Below are 14,465 nucleotides of genomic sequence, written 5' to 3' on the forward strand. Positions count from 1 at the left end.
CTTCGCTCTGAGCCTGCCAGAGAGCGGCACTTTCCTTTGAAAGGGTGGGTGCGCTTGAGTTTCACCGCGACGCGAACTGCACCTTTGCAGGCGACGTCACGCGATAGCCGTGGGTCCATCGGCCAAAGGCGTTGAAGCTCATGATCGGGCGATAGTCGCTGACGCTGGAGGATGGCAGCACCCGGTCGGTCATATTGTCGAGGATCATCAATTCATCGCCGATCCGCACCGCCAGGACGGCATGGTCAGCCTGTCGCACCAGATCACGGGCGATCACCAGGAACATGGCGTGACGGTCGAAGCCGGCCGCTTCCAGCAGCTTCATCTTGGCGATGGCATAATCCTCGCAATCGCCGGTGCCGCTTTGCAATGTATGCGCTGCCGATGCCCAGTTGTCGCCACCCTGCCTGTCGTCGACGAAATGCAGCCGGCGGTTGACCCAGCTGTTGATCGTTTCCACCTGCTGCTGCGCCGCCGAACCGCGCGCCGTGTTCAGAATAGCGCTCCACACCCCCTTGCCGGGCAGCGCTGTCGAAACGGAAGCCCATTTGCTGTCGAGCAATGTTCGGGAAATCGGCATGGCGACCGATCTGAAAACGTCAGGCTGCCCATTGCGCGGTGCGATCATCCGGTCCGAAGGCGCGTGGATCGATCGTGCCGGCGTGACGAAGGCACTGGCCTGCGGCATTGCGGTAGCCGTCTGCGTCGTCAAAAATCCCTGCATGAAGCCCGGCACCAGCATTGGTTGACGAAAGCTCAGCACGGAAAGCTGGATGCCCTCCAGCCGCCAGCCGTGCAACTTGCCGCTGAAGTCGTTGATGCGCCGATCGTTGACGATCGTATCCGGAGCGACCGGCTGCGTGCCCCAGGGCACCGAACTGACCGCGCCCCCTTGCTGCGCACTGATGGCCGCCAGACGGCTCATACCGCCCGCGAGGAGATTTGCGGTGACGCGGTCGGCGGGCGCGTAGGCCGTTCGATTTTGCGCGGAGACGTCCGGAAACGCCCCCAGGGGCGCCTGCGCCAGCGCATGCCCGCTCGCTGCAACCAATAGCAGAGAGGAGGTGGCGCCAAGCGCGAGGCGGCGCAGGGCCGATGAGCGAGTGAGCGGGACGAAGCCTGACATGCTTGCCCGTATCGCGCCGAAAATTGAACATCCGGTGCCCCGCGCTGGTTAACGCGGCAGTAGGCAAAAAATTGCCGGCAAATTTTTGCCCGGCCATTTTTCAGGCAAATCACGACAATCCGGTTTTCCGGAATTTCCCGGAAAATCACTCGTCAGGCGTCGATTGCCCCCTCATCGACTGTTGCCGCATTCTCCTGAATGAAGGCAAAGCGATGCGCCGGGTTGGTGCCCATCAGCCGGTCGACCAGTTCGCGGACCTGCTGCCGGTCCTCAATGTCGTCGGGCAGGGTGACGCGGATCAGGCTGCGGGTCTTGAGATCCATTGTCGTTTCGCGAAGCTGCGCCGGGTTCATCTCCCCCAGGCCCTTGAAGCGGCTGATGTCGACCTTCTTGCCCTTGAACTCCTTGGCCAGTATTTCTTCCCGATGGGCGTCGTCCCTGGCGTAGAGGCTCTTGCCGCCGGCGGTCAGGCGGTAAAGCGGCGGCTGCGCCAGATAGAGATGGCCGCGCCGCACCAGTTCCGGCATTTCCTGGAAGAAAAAGGTCATCAGCAGCGTCGCGATATGCGCGCCGTCGACGTCGGCATCGGTCATGATGACGATGCGTTCGTACCGCAGATTGTCGGGATTGCAGTCCTTGCGCGTGCCGCAGCCCAGCGCCAGGATCATGTCGGCAATCTCCTGATTGGCCAGGATCTTGGCGGTATTGGCGGAGGCGACGTTCAATATCTTGCCGCGCAGGGGCAGGATTGCCTGCGTCTTGCGGTCACGGGCCTGCTTGGCCGAGCCGCCGGCTGAATCACCTTCGACCAGGAAGATTTCCGCTCCCTCCGGATCGTCGTTCGAACAGTCGGTCAGCTTGCCCGGCAGCCGCAACTTGCGCGCGCTGGTGGCGGTCTTGCGCTTGACCTCCTTCTCCTGCTTGCGTTTCAGCCGCTCGTCCATCCGGTCGAGCACATAGGCGAGCAGCGCCTTGCCACGCTCCATATGGTCGGAGAGGTAATGGTCGAAATGGTCACGCACCGCATTTTCCACCAGCCGCGCTGCCTCCGGACTGGTGAGTCGGTCCTTGGTCTGACTCTGGAATTGGGGATCGCGGATGAAGACCGACAGCATGATTTCCGAAGAAGTCACGATGTCGTCGGCGGTGATGTCCTTCGCCTTCTTGTTTCCGACCAGTTCGCCAAAGGCACGGATGCCCTTAACCAATGCAGCGCGCAGCCCCGTTTCATGCGTGCCGCCGTCGGGCGTCGGAATGGTGTTGCAATACCAGGAATAGGAACCGTCCGACCAGAGCGGCCACGCCACGGCCCATTCCACCCGGCCTGCGGCGTCTGGAAAATCCTGGGATCCGGAAAAAAAGGCGCTGGTGGCGCATTCCCGGTCACCCACCTGTTCCTTGAGGTGATCGGCAAGGCCGCCGGGAAACTGGAACACCGCCTCGACCGGCGTGTCGTCCGTGATGAGTTCCGGCGCGCATTTCCAGCGGATTTCCACGCCCGCGAACAGATAGGCCTTGGACCGCGCGAGGCGATAGAGGCGAGAGGGCTTGAACTTCTGCTCCCCGAAAATCTCGTGGTCGGGGATGAAGCTGACCGACGTGCCGCGCCGGTTGGGGGCGGCACCGACCTTTTCCAGCCCACTGGTGGGCAAGCCCTGGGCAAAGCTCTGGCGGAACAATTCCTTGTTCCGTGCCACCTCGATGACGGTGACGACTGATAGCGCATTGACCACGCTGATGCCCACGCCGTGCAGACCGCCAGAGGTGGCATAGGCCTTGTCGGTGAACTTGCCCCCGGAATGGAGCGTGGTCAGAATCACCTCCAGCGCCGACTTGCCCGGAAATTTCGGATGCGGATCGACCGGGATTCCGCGGCCATTGTCGATGACGGTCAGCCTGTTGCCCGGCTCCAGCAACACCTCGATCCGCGTCGCATGTCCTGCCACCGCCTCGTCCATGCTGTTGTCCAGCACTTCGCTCGCCAGGTGATGCAGCGCCCGTTCGTCCGTGCCGCCGATATACATGCCGGGGCGGCGCCGGACCGGCTCCAGCCCTTCCAGCACTTCGATGGCGGAGGCGTCATATTGCGGCGTGGAGGAGGTGTTGGCTGCGAACAGGTCTTCAGACATGGGCACAAGCTATAAGCCGGCGGACGGCGGGCGCAAGCGCGTTGGTCCGCAAAGCAGCAGCCTGGGGCTGATCACTGCATTGCCCAGCAAAAAGGGCCGCTCCCCGAGGGGCGACCCTTTTCATGTTGGGGAGCCAGCGATCAGCGAACCCGCGGGCCACCAAAGGGCAGGGGCGGCGGCGGACGGCGGGTGCCGCGCGGCAACTGTGCCTGATAGGCGCGCCCGCAATGTTCGACGCAATAAGGAAAGCCAGGGTTCACCGCTTCGCCGCAGAAATGAAAATCCGGCTCGCCCGGATGCCCCATCGGCCATTTGCAGATGCGTTCCGTGAGATCGAGCAACGTGGTCTTGCCGGCAATGTCAGGGCTGGGCTTTGCCGGCACCAGACGGCGTGGTGGGGCGGGCGGGATCGGTGCCTGCTGGTCGCCCGGACCCTGGCGTAGAAAGCCGCCGGGGCCGACCGAGATAATGCGCGGCTGCGGCGTGGCCGGCGCTTCTGTTGCGGGAGCTGCAACGGCAGGGGTTGGCGCAGGCGCGGTGGGACGAACGGGCGCGGGTGCGGCCTGCTGCGCAGGCGCGGCAGGCTTTGGCGCTTCGGCTTCGGGCGCTGGCTTGCGCAGAGGCGGGGCTGCCTTTTTGGGCACTTCGTTGGCTTTCACCGGCGAAGGACGCGATTGCAGGCCCAGCCGGTGAGCCTTGCCGATCACGGCGTTGCGGCTGACGCCGCCCAGTTCGTCGGCGATCTGGCTGGCGGTCAGGCCTCTTTCCCACATTGCCTTGAGCTGGTCGATGCGCTCGTCGGTCCAGGACAATGAATGACTCCTCAAAATTTCAAATTCGCACCCTATATGGGGCGCGCCAGCGCGGGTTCAATTTCCCGTGCACAACGCCCTTGCGGCACAACCCCTCAGCCGATAGTCGATCCGACCATGAACGACCAGTCCAAAATTGCTGCCTCCCCATCGCATCAGGCGCCTTTCCACGAACCTGGGGAGTTGGTCATCCGCAATGTGAACTGGGCCGGCACCCGCGCGCTCTATCGCAAGGAAGTGCGACGCTTCATGAAGGTGCAGCTCCAGACCATCTGGGCGCCAGCCGTCACGACGCTGATGTTCCTCGTCATCTTCACCCTGGCGCTGGGCGGAGCCAATCGCCATGTGCTGGGCGTTCCTTTTGCCGACTTCATCGCGCCGGGCCTGATGATCATGGGAATGATGAACAATGCCTTCGCGAACAGCAGCTTCTCCCTGCTTGCGGGAAAGATGCAGGGGACGCTCATCGACTATCTGATGCCGCCGCTGTCGGTCGGCGAGCTGCTGCTGGCGTTGGTCGGCGCGGCGGTGACCCGGGCCTTTTGCGTCGGCCTTGCCCTATGGGGCGCGATGGCGCTGTGGCCGGGCGTGCACGTAACCCCGGCGCATCCCTGGGCCATCCTCTGGTTCGGTCTGATGGGTACAGGGCTGACGGCCTTTATCGGCGTGCTGACGTCGATCTGGGCGGAAAAGTTCGATCATGCCGCCGCCATCACCAATTTCGTGATCGGCCCGATGACGCTATTGTCGGGCACCTTCTATTCGATCGATCGCCTTGCCCCTATTTTCCGCGCGATCAGTCATGCCAATCCCTTCTTCTACGCCATTTCGGGCTTCCGCTATGGTTTCGTCGCTGCGGCGGACGGCGATGTCGTGGTGGGCAGCGTGGTTCTGCTGGGACTCAATGTCGCACTGGGCGTGCTGTGTTATGTGCTGCTCAAGCGCGGCTGGAAGCTGAAGGCGTAAGCCTGAACTTGAAACCGGCCGGACCGGATCAGGTCAGCCCGGCAATGACGGGTACGATCAGCATGATCGCGAACAAGGCAATGGCCGCCACCAGCCAATGATGCAACCGGGGAAGGGCGGGCTCATCGCGTCCTTCCCTTGGCTTCAGCAGCATCAGGCCAGGACGCCCTTGCCGCCGACCCGCGTGAGTGCAAAGCCGGCCGTTTCCGCCTCCCTGCGCGGATAGATGTTGCGCAGGTCGACCAGCACGGGTTCGTTCATCAAGGCGGCCAGACGTTTCAGATCCAGTGCCCGGAATGCATCCCATTCCGTCACCAGCACCAGCGCGTCGGCACCGGTCGCGGCTTCATAGGCATCCTTCGTCATGGTCACGCCCGGCATCAGCGGCGCGGCGACATCCATGCCCTCCGGGTCATAGGCGACGATCTGCGCGCCCGCATCTTCCAGCGCCAGCACGATGGCAAGGCTCGGCGCATCGCGCATGTCGTCGGTATTGGGCTTGAAGGTCAGGCCCAACAGCGCAACTTTCTTGCCACGCGCGTCGCCGCCCAGAGCCTTCACGATCTTTCGTCCCATGGCTCGCTTGCGCAGATCGTTCACCTGCACCACGGTTTCGACGATACGGATCGGTGTGTCATAATCCTGGCCGGTCTTCACCAGTGCCAGCGTATCCTTGGGGAAGCAGGAGCCGCCATAGCCCGGACCCGCGTGCAGGAATTTCGCGCCAATGCGGTTGTCGAGCCCAATCCCCCGCGACACGTCCTGTACCTCCGCGCCCACGGCTTCGCACAGGTCCGCCATTTCGTTGATGAAGGTGATTTTCGTCGCAAGGAAGGCGTTTGCGGCATATTTGATCAGTTCAGCGGTTCGCCGCCCCGTGAACATGACAGGCGCCTGGTTGAGGTTCAGCGGACGGTAGATCTGCCCCATGACGTCGATCGCGCGCTGGCTCCCGGTGGTGCCGACCACGACGCGGTCTGGCCGCTTGAAATCCCCGATGGCTGCGCCCTCGCGCAGGAATTCCGGGTTGGACACGACCTGTATGTCCAGATCGGGTCGGGCTTCCCGGACGATCCGTTCGACCTCATCGCCAGTGCCGACCGGCACGGTGGATTTCGTCACGATGACGGTAGGCCCGTCGAGCGAATCCGCGATTTCCTTCGCCGCTGCGTAGACATAGCTCAGATCCGCATGCCCATCGCCGCGTCGTGAAGGCGTGCCAACGGCGATGAAAATCGCATCCGCGCCCTTCACGCCTGCCGGCAGATCGGTGGTGAAGTTCAACCGCCCTGCCGAAGCATTGCTTGCGACGAGATGGTCGAGGCCCGGCTCATATATCGGCATGCGGCCCGATTCGATGGCGGCGATCTTGACGGCATCCTTGTCCACGCACACCACGTCATGGCCGAAATCGGCAAAGCAGGCGCCTGACACCAGCCCAACATAGCCCGTGCCGATCATCGTGATCTTCATATAGTAACTGAGCCCTCGAATGGGAAAAGGTCCGACTGGCCTCTAGCACAGCTGCTTGCCTAAGCGAAAGCGGGCGTCGGGAGTACTCATGTTCAGGGGATGGTTACCATTTTCTGCCAGGCACTTACCCGAAAGACGGCTTGCAAAGGGTAAGATATGAAGGTTGCTCTGGTGTTCGGGACGCGCCCTGAGGCGATCAAGCTGTTTCCCGTGATACACGCGCTTCAGGCCCGGGACGATGTAGAGCCGCGCGTCATCGTGACCGCGCAGCATCGAGGCCTGCTGGATCAGGTCCTGGAGATCGCCGGGATCGTGCCTGACATAGACCTCGACGTGATGACGCCGAACCAGACTCTGGATGGCCTGACGGCGAAGTTGATCGTGGAACTGGGGAAGGCGTTCGACGCGGAAAAGCCCGACCGTGTGGTGGTGCATGGCGATACGCTGACCACCATGGTCGCCAGCCTGGCGGCCTATTATCGCAAGATTCCCGTGGCCCATGTCGAGGCGGGCCTGCGCAGCGGCGATATTCATCACCCCTGGCCGGAAGAGGTGAACCGCCGTGTGGTCGCCTGCATTGCGGACATGAATTTCGCGCCGACCCAGGCGGCCGCGGATGCGCTGCTGGCGGAAAATCGCGATCCGGCCAGCATATTCGTGACCGGCAATACGGTGATCGACGCTCTCCTCGCCACTCGCGAACGGGTGCTGTCCGAACCCCCTCTTGCATCGGGCCTGGACGGCCTTGCCCGGCGGTTCGCCGGGAAGCGCATCATTGCGGTCACCAGTCACCGCCGCGAGAATTTCGGCGGCGGGATGGAGGCGATTGCGCGTGCGGTGGCCGACATCGCGGCGCGCCCTGACGTCGCCGTGATCTTCCCCGTCCATCCCAATCCCAATGTCCGTCCGGTGATGGACGCCGTGCTGGGTGGCCTTGCCAACGTCGCGATGATCGAGCCGCTGGACTATCCGCATTTCGTGCGCCTGCTCGACATGAGCGACCTGGTTCTGACCGACAGCGGCGGCGTGCAGGAGGAGGCTCCCTCACTCGGCAAGCCGGTGCTGGTGATGCGCGAAACCACCGAACGTCCGGAAGGGGTGGAGGCCGGCACGGCGAAGCTGGTTGGCACGGATCGCGCCAGGATCGTCCGCTCCGTTGTCACCTTGCTGGATGATGAAGCTGCCTATGCCGCCATGTCGCGCGCGCATAATCCCTTCGGCGACGGTCATGCGTCGGAACGCATTGCGGGCATCATAGCCGCAAGCGCAAGATCGCAAGGGAATTTGGAACGGGCCGCCTGAGCGCAGGCCCGCGACGAACTGGCGATGGGACTCGACGTTCTGTTACCCAAATCTTCAGCATTTCCCGTCACAAACCGGTGCAGATCATCGGCTTCCCCAGGACCCCTCCCAATGCCCCTCGATAAACTCCAGCAGAAGGTATCCGTCATCGGCCTCGGCTATATCGGCCTGCCGACCGCCGCCCTGATCGCCCGCGGCGGCGCGCAGGTCGTCGGCGTGGATGTCAGCGCCCATGTCGTGGAGACGGTGAATTCCGGCCGCGTCCATATAGAGGAAGTTGACCTGGATGGCCTGGTCCAGGGTGTCGTGTCGCGCGGCAATCTCCGCGCCAGCCTGGAAGTGGAAGCCAGCGACGTCTTCATCATCGCCGTGCCAACTCCCGTGGCTGAAGATCGCGCCCCTGACATCAGCCATGTCCTCAAGGCCGCTCGTACGGTCGCGCAGGTTCTGAAGGCTGGGGACACCGTCATCCTCGAATCCACCTCCCCCGTCGGCACCACCGAAGCCATGCGCGACCTTTTCGCGCAACTTCGCCCCGATCTCAAAATGCCGGAGCCTGGCGTCGCGGGCGACATCGCCGTCGCCTATTGTCCGGAGCGCGTCCTTCCCGGACGCATCCTGGTCGAACTGATCGACAATGACCGCTGCATCGGCGGCATCACGCCGCGCTGTGCCCGCAAGGCGCTGGGTTTCTACCGCCAGTTCGTTCGCGGTGCCTGCATCACCACGTCCGCCCGCGCGGCTGAAATGGTGAAGCTGGTCGAGAACAGCTTCCGTGACGTCAATATCGCCTTTGCCAACGAACTGTCCGTCATCGCGGAGCGGATGGACATCGACGTGTGGGAGGTCATCCGCCTCGCCAACCGTCACCCGCGCGTCAACATCCTTCAGCCTGGGCCTGGCGTCGGGGGGCATTGCATCGCTGTCGACCCCTGGTTCATCGTCCATGGCGATCCGGAAAACAGCCGTCTCATCCGCACGGCTCGCGAAGTCAATGACGGCAAGACCGACTATGTCGTGGCAAAGGCGTCCGACCTGATCGATGAATTTCCGGGCGAAGCGGTCGCCTGCCTTGGTCTTGCCTTCAAGCCCAATATCGACGATTTCCGCGAGAGCCCGGCCGTGAAGGTCGCGGCGCGCCTCGCCAAGCGTTATGGCCGCCGCATCAGGCTGGTCGAACCCTATGCCCATGACCTGCCGATGGAATTTGCCGGAACCGGCGCTGAACTGACCGATCTCGATACGGCTCTGGAACAATGCGGCGTTTTCGTCATTCTTGTCGATCATGACATGTTCAAATCGGTTCCGGTGGATGAACGCGCCGACAAGGCGGTCTACGACACCCGCGGCGTCTGGCCGGATCAGCCCCGACGGCCGACCTCGGGTCAGGCCGTCCTGGAACAGGCCCGGATCGCCATCTGATCCGGCGCATCGGCGCCGCGTTCGCCCGGCGAATGGTTGCCATGTCCCCGTCGCGTCGTTAACCCCGCCCGCAATGGCAGGCTTTGCGCGTGCCCACTGAATTGCGGGGGACTTTAGCGGCATGAGGTGGCCGACCGACAGCAAGAGCCGAGCGAGGATCATGGTCACGGCCTGCCTCTTGCTCAGCGCCTGCTCGACCGTGGAGGATGCGCCGAAGGGCGAGGCGGCTTATGCCGTCATCCCGCCCGCTCCTGCCGTGGGGATGGATTATCGCATCTCGCCCGACGATGTCCTGCGCATACAGGTTTATCACGAACCGGGCCTGTCCCTTGAGGACGCCCAGGTGACAGCCGCAGGCATGGTGCGCATGCCACTGGTCGGCGACGTTTCCGTGGCTGGCCTCTCCGCCAGTGAAGCATCCGATGTCATCGCCGGGCGCCTCGGTGAGCGCTATCTCGTCTCGCCACAGGTGACGGTGTTCATCAAGAAGGCGGTGGGCCGCCGCATCACCGTGGATGGAGAGGTTCGCGAGCCGGGCCTGTTTCCCGTGGACGGTCGCGTCGGACTCCTGCAGGCGATCGCGATGGCCAGGGGCCCGACCCGCCTTGCCAGCATGGGGCAGATCGTCGTGGTCCGGCAAGCGGAGGGAGAGCGCAAGGCCGCGATGTTCGACCTTGGCGCGATTCGCAAGGGAGAGGCGCCCGATCCCGAAATCCTGCCGGGCGACACCATCATCGTCGGCCTGTCGCGCGCGAAGGCGATCCTGGGTGGCGCGCTGCTGGCGCTTCCTGCCGTTGGTGCAGGGTTCGTCGCGCTGGATGGAGGGCTCTGATGGCGCGATCGGGACTGCTGATCGACGACAGCGGCGCCTCTTCCTCCATGGAGGGGCGCGCCGCGCGTTTCGCGACAACGGCCGGCGCGGCGTGGACGGCGGTACGGCGGCATCGCATCATCCTGTTCGTCACCATGGCGCTTTGCGTGCTGGCTGGCGTGGTCTTCATCCTGCTGTCCACGCCTGATTATAGCGCCACCGCTTCCGTGGAGGTAGAGGATGTCCCGGCGGGTGCCGCGGGAGCTGCCGCAGCGCAGCGGCAGACGGCGCCGTCCGACAATGAAGCGCTGATGCAGACCGAACTGGAAGTGCTGCGCAGCCGTGCTCTGGCTGAAGATGTGGCGCGCGAACTGGCCTTGATCGGCAGTCGCACCTTCTTCGAGGGCATGAATGTCCGGCGGCCGGAACAGGGGACTGGCTCGCTCAGCCAGCGGCAGGTCGAAACCGAAACCGTCGTCAGCCTGCTACGCGACAATCTGCACGTTGAGTTGCCCGGCAAGTCGCGGGTCATCCGCATCAGCTTCACAAGCGCTGATCCGGTGCTGTCGGCGCGGGTTGCCAACAGCTATGCGGACAGCCTGATCCGGACGGACTTGAAGCGTGGATTCGAATCCGGGGTTCAGGCCCGACGATTCCTGTTGGGAGAGTTGGACGGCGCGCGCAAGGATCTGGAACGGGCGGAGCGCGACCTGGCGGTCTATGCCGCCAATGCCGGAGCCATGATGCCGCCCGAATCCGATGGCGACGCCGATCCCGTGCCCGATGGCACTACGGCAACGCGGCTTGCCCAGCTCAACGCCTTCCGCGCGCAGGCGACAGCGGATCGGATCGCCGCGCAGAAGCGCTGGGAAAGCGCCCGCATGTCGAGTGTCGAGACCCTGCCCGAAGTGCTGAACAATGGCGCGATGCAGCAGATCATGACGGAACGGGCGCAGGCGCGGGCTCAGGTCGTGCAGGAACGCCAGTTCCGCAAGGACGCCCATCCTGAGATGCGCGAGGCGCGCGCCCGGCTCGCGGCGCTGGATGATCAGGCCGAAGCAATGGCGGGCACGATCCGCGCGTCGCTTAAGGAACAATATGACGTCGCCGTCCATGGCGAAAAGCAGATCCAGTCCGAGATCGCCAAGGTCGAGCGGCAGGCCACGGCGGAACGCGGGCGCGGCGTGCAGATGAGCATATTGGAACGGCAGGTCGATACCTATCGCCTGCTGCACGATAGCCTGCTCCAGCGCTATCGCGACATGGCATCGCAGGCCGGGTTCCAGGCGGGGCGTATCCAGCCGCTGGACCGGGCGGCCGTGCCCTCCCGGCCATCCTCGCCCAATATCGGCATCACGATGCTGTTCGCTTCGCTGGGCGGGCTGATCCTCGGACTGATGGCAGTGGTCGGGCGACATATTTTTGATGACGCCGTTACGTCTGCCGACACGCTGGCGGAGCGGGTGAACCTGCCTTTGCTCGGCGCGGTCCCGGCGGGCGAGAAGCCGGCGGCGGAGATTTTCGCGCCGATGGCTTCCTCCCTGCTTCTGGGGTCTGCAGCGGGGCTGCCGCGTTCCATCCTGGTCACCAGCGCGCAGGAGGGGGAGGGGAAGTCCTCTACCCTATATGCCTTGGCCAAGGCGTTGGCGAAGCTGGACAAGCGCGTGCTGGTGATTGATGCCGACATGCGTCGGCCCAAGCAGCACAGCCTGTTCGGCATCTCGCCAGCGCGGGGGATCAGCGAACTGATGACGGGCCAGGCGAAGATGGAGGAGGTTGTCGTGGACAGCGGCTTGCCGGGGGTAGCCCTGCTGCCCTGCGGCGCGATCCCGCCCAATCCCGCCGAATTACTGGTGACGCCCGCGATGGACTCCCTGCTGGCAACCGTCCGGGGGCGGTACGACACCGTGCTGATCGATGCGCCGCCCGTTCTGGGCCTGTCCGACGCCTGCCTGCTGGCGAGCAAGGCGCAGGTGACGCTGCTGGTCGTCGAATGGGGACGCAATCATCATGGCGGCCTGCGCGTTGCCGTCGATCGGTTGCGCCGGGCGGGCGGGGCGATCATTGGCGCGATCCTCACCAAACAGGAAGGCCGTGCCTTTGAATATGACTATCATCGTGGCGGGTGAGCCAAGTAGCGCGGCGCGACTAAGACGGCAAATTTGCTTAGTGCGCTAACAATGATCGTGCGAATGACGGGGACAAGGCCGTCCCTGCTTGCCAGACCCGGTCGAGTTGTCGAACGCCATATCCGTCGGACTCAGGCTTGGGTAAGCAGCCCTTCCACCAATCCTTCGAACAGCCGGCGGCCGTCGGTCGAACCATGGGCGGTCTCGATCACGCGCTCCGGGTGCGGCATCATGCCCAGCACATTGCCACCTTCGTTCAGGATGCCCGCAATGTTCCGCGCCGATCCGTTGACGTTCTCCGCGTAGCGCAGCGCCACGCGGCCTTCGCCTTCCAGCCGGTCCAGCGTTTCCGCGTCGGCGAAATAATTGCCGTCATGATGCGCCACCGGGAAGTTGATCGCTTCCCCCGCCCCATAACGGCTGGTGAAAGCGCTTTGCGCATTATCAACCGTAAGCGCCACGTCGCGGCAGACGAAATGCCCGCCCGCATTGCGCAGCAGCGCACCGGGCAGCAGCCCGCTTTCCGTCAATACCTGGAAGCCGTTGCAGATGCCGAGCACATAGGCGCCCCGATCGGCCGCCTTCGCCACCGCCTGCATCACCGGCGAGCGGGCCGCCATCGCCCCCGAACGCAGATAGTCGCCGTAGGAAAAACCGCCCGGCACGCCGATCAGGTCGATATCGTCTGGCAGTTCCGTATCGCGATGCCATATCATGGCAGGCTTCGCGCCGGTCGCTTTCTCGAACGCCACGGCGAGGTCGCGGTCGCAATTGCTGCCGGGAAAGACGATGACGGCGCTCTTCATGGCTCAGGCCACCTTTTCGATGCGGTAATTTTCGATCACCGTGTTCGCCAGCAGCTTGCGGCACATGGCGTCAATATCCTCGTCGCTGGTGCCGTCGGCCAGATCCAGTTCAATGAGCTTTCCCGCGCGCGCATCATTGACGCCAGCGAAGCCCAGGCCTTCGAGCGCGTGATGGATCGCCTTGCCCTGCGGGTCGAGGACACCGCCCTTGAGGGTGACGAAGATGCGGGCTTTCATGAGCGTGGGACTCCATAAGACAGTCTTTCGCGCCCCCAGGGCATCCTGCTTGCAGAATGCGCAAGCCGCGAAAACCGGAGGGCTGGCGATCGTTTGAATCGTCCAGCCCTCTAGTCGCGGAGCGCTCCGCGGGCAAGGCATTATACCAGGATGCAGTGATGCTGAGGCATCAGCGTCTTGGTAACGCCCAGGTGCTGCGCGGCCTTAACCCTGGCATTATGCTTTTGTTAGCGCCGTGCCCCTATGGTGGCCAGCGGAGGGAAGGATTTTCGCATGGCCGGTCTTGCTTTGGCGATGTTCGTGGGGCTTTTCGCCTTTGGTCAGCAGATCATGGGCTATGATGATCCTTATGGCCGGGTTCAACTGACGCTCCTTGCGACCTTCACCTTCGGCGTCCTGATCGGATATCGCGCCCAGAGCTGATTGTTCGACAACAAAATTTGCTCCCCGGATGGGATGCTTTGCTTTAGGCGGGCTCCATGAATCCGGACTATTTCTATTATGCCTGCGCCATCACCGCCGTGATCCTCACTGGTCTCGCCAAGGGCGGATTTGCCGGGATCGGGGCACTCGCCATGCCCATCATGGCACTGGGCGTGGATCCGGTGAGGGGGGCGGCGATCATGCTGCCTATCCTGATCCTGCAGGACGTCGTCAGCGTCTGGTCGTTCCGCCATCATTGGGACAGGCATGTTCTGATGGTTATGTTGCCGGGAATGGCCGCAGGGGTTGCGATCGGCTATCTTTTTGCGGCCCAGGTGTCCGAAGTCGCGGTGCTCGGTGTACTGGGCCTGATTTCGGCTCTTTTCGGGCTTCAACGACTATGGGCCGAGCGCGGCGGCGCGATGGTGCTGCCGTCCAATTCGCCGGGCTGGATCGGTATGCTGTTCGGCGTGGCGAGCGGCTTCACCAGCCATATTGCCCATGCCGGATCTCCGCCGTTCCAGATGTGGGTATTGCCCAAGCGTTTGCCGCGCGACACGCTCATCGGGACTACCGCCATCGCATTTGCCGCGGTGAACTGGATCAAGGTGCCCGCCTATGCGGCGCTGGGGCAGTTCACCAGGGCCAATCTGCTGGCGACGGCGGCCCTGATCCCCGTGGCTATCGCATCGACTCTGGCGGGCGTCGTACTGGTGCGTCGCGTCGATGCCGCGCGATTTTACACGCTCATCTATGTGCTGATGGTGTTGCTGGGGATCAAGCTGATGGCGGACGCGCTGCTCGCCTGAACGGCGCGTCCGCCATTCGC

14 protein-coding genes are annotated in these 14,465 nt (G+C 63.7%); 7 read left to right on the plus strand and 7 right to left on the minus strand.

Annotation, left to right across the window (positions count from 1 at the left end; all coding sequences use genetic code 11):
• Positions 1-61: 61 nt before the first annotated feature.
• From MRBLSP13_RS08870 to MRBLSP13_RS08880, 3 genes are all read right to left on the minus strand, one after another.
• Positions 62-1,126 (minus strand): transglutaminase-like cysteine peptidase, encoded by a 1,065-nt coding sequence (locus MRBLSP13_RS08870; protein ID WP_363735098.1) that lies wholly within the window; start codon positions 1,124-1,126, stop codon positions 62-64.
• Positions 1,127-1,278: 152 nt separating this feature from the next.
• Positions 1,279-3,255 (minus strand): DNA topoisomerase IV subunit B, encoded by a 1,977-nt coding sequence (parE, locus tag MRBLSP13_RS08875; protein WP_363735096.1) that lies wholly within the window; start codon positions 3,253-3,255, stop codon positions 1,279-1,281.
• A 140-nt stretch (positions 3,256-3,395) separates the two neighbouring features.
• Entirely contained in the window at positions 3,396-4,067 is a 672-nt protein-coding gene (locus MRBLSP13_RS08880; protein WP_363754016.1) for a GcrA family cell cycle regulator, read from the minus strand.
• A gap of 117 nt (positions 4,068-4,184) precedes the next feature.
• Here MRBLSP13_RS08880 and MRBLSP13_RS08885 point away from each other — a divergent pair, with 117 nt between their 5' ends.
• Positions 4,185-5,033: an ABC transporter permease gene (locus MRBLSP13_RS08885; protein ID WP_133651849.1), complete on the plus strand. Its 849-nt coding sequence runs from the start codon at positions 4,185-4,187 to the stop codon at positions 5,031-5,033.
• A 28-nt stretch (positions 5,034-5,061) separates the two neighbouring features.
• Here MRBLSP13_RS08885 and MRBLSP13_RS08890 read toward each other — a convergent pair whose 3' ends face one another.
• Both MRBLSP13_RS08890 and MRBLSP13_RS08895 read right to left on the minus strand, forming a co-directional pair.
• On the minus strand, positions 5,062-5,187 hold the full coding sequence (locus MRBLSP13_RS08890; RefSeq protein WP_363735092.1) for a hypothetical protein: 126 nt from the start codon (positions 5,185-5,187) through the stop codon (positions 5,062-5,064).
• Positions 5,187-6,506, minus strand: a complete 1,320-nt coding sequence (locus MRBLSP13_RS08895; protein WP_363754019.1) for a UDP-glucose dehydrogenase family protein — start codon at positions 6,504-6,506, stop codon at positions 5,187-5,189. Before MRBLSP13_RS08895 ends, MRBLSP13_RS08890 begins: the two co-directional genes overlap by 1 nt.
• A 156-nt stretch (positions 6,507-6,662) precedes the next feature.
• On the opposite strand from MRBLSP13_RS08895, the gene wecB reads away from it, so the two are divergent.
• From wecB to MRBLSP13_RS08915, 4 genes are all read left to right on the plus strand, one after another.
• Positions 6,663-7,808 carry a non-hydrolyzing UDP-N-acetylglucosamine 2-epimerase gene (gene wecB / locus MRBLSP13_RS08900; protein WP_363754022.1) on the plus strand — a complete coding sequence of 382 codons (1,146 nt, stop codon included), beginning with the start codon at positions 6,663-6,665 and terminating at the stop codon, positions 7,806-7,808.
• Between the two features lie 111 nt (positions 7,809-7,919).
• On the plus strand, positions 7,920-9,230 hold the full coding sequence (wecC, locus tag MRBLSP13_RS08905; protein WP_363735086.1) for a UDP-N-acetyl-D-mannosamine dehydrogenase: 1,311 nt from the start codon (positions 7,920-7,922) through the stop codon (positions 9,228-9,230).
• 121 nt (positions 9,231-9,351) lie between these two features.
• Positions 9,352-10,062, plus strand: a complete 711-nt coding sequence (locus MRBLSP13_RS08910; protein WP_363735084.1) for a polysaccharide biosynthesis/export family protein — start codon at positions 9,352-9,354, stop codon at positions 10,060-10,062.
• Complete coding sequence (locus tag MRBLSP13_RS08915; protein WP_363754025.1) at positions 10,062-12,170, plus strand: GumC family protein; 2,109 nt, start codon at positions 10,062-10,064, stop codon at positions 12,168-12,170. The genes MRBLSP13_RS08910 and MRBLSP13_RS08915 overlap by 1 nt, the downstream gene beginning before the upstream one ends.
• Positions 12,171-12,301: 131 nt before the next feature.
• Here the strand turns inward: MRBLSP13_RS08915 and purQ are convergent, their stop codons facing one another.
• On the minus strand, positions 12,302-12,976 hold the full coding sequence (gene purQ, locus MRBLSP13_RS08920; protein WP_363735081.1) for a phosphoribosylformylglycinamidine synthase subunit PurQ: 675 nt from the start codon (positions 12,974-12,976) through the stop codon (positions 12,302-12,304).
• A 3-nt stretch (positions 12,977-12,979) separates the two neighbouring features.
• Positions 12,980-13,213 (minus strand): phosphoribosylformylglycinamidine synthase subunit PurS, encoded by a 234-nt coding sequence (purS, locus tag MRBLSP13_RS08925; protein WP_133651856.1) that lies wholly within the window; start codon positions 13,211-13,213, stop codon positions 12,980-12,982.
• Positions 13,214-13,486: 273 nt separating this feature from the next.
• Between purS and MRBLSP13_RS08930 the strand changes: the two genes are divergently transcribed.
• Both MRBLSP13_RS08930 and MRBLSP13_RS08935 read left to right on the plus strand, forming a co-directional pair.
• A complete protein-coding gene (locus MRBLSP13_RS08930; protein WP_363754028.1) occupies positions 13,487-13,636 on the plus strand; it encodes a hypothetical protein in 150 nt (49 codons plus the stop codon).
• A gap of 56 nt (positions 13,637-13,692) precedes the next feature.
• Positions 13,693-14,445 (plus strand): sulfite exporter TauE/SafE family protein, encoded by a 753-nt coding sequence (locus MRBLSP13_RS08935; RefSeq protein ID WP_363735080.1) that lies wholly within the window; start codon positions 13,693-13,695, stop codon positions 14,443-14,445.
• Positions 14,446-14,465: the final 20 nt, after the last annotated feature.

Source organism: Sphingobium sp. LSP13-1-1.1 (assembly GCF_040676415.1).
Taxonomy (GTDB): domain Bacteria; phylum Pseudomonadota; class Alphaproteobacteria; order Sphingomonadales; family Sphingomonadaceae; genus Sphingobium.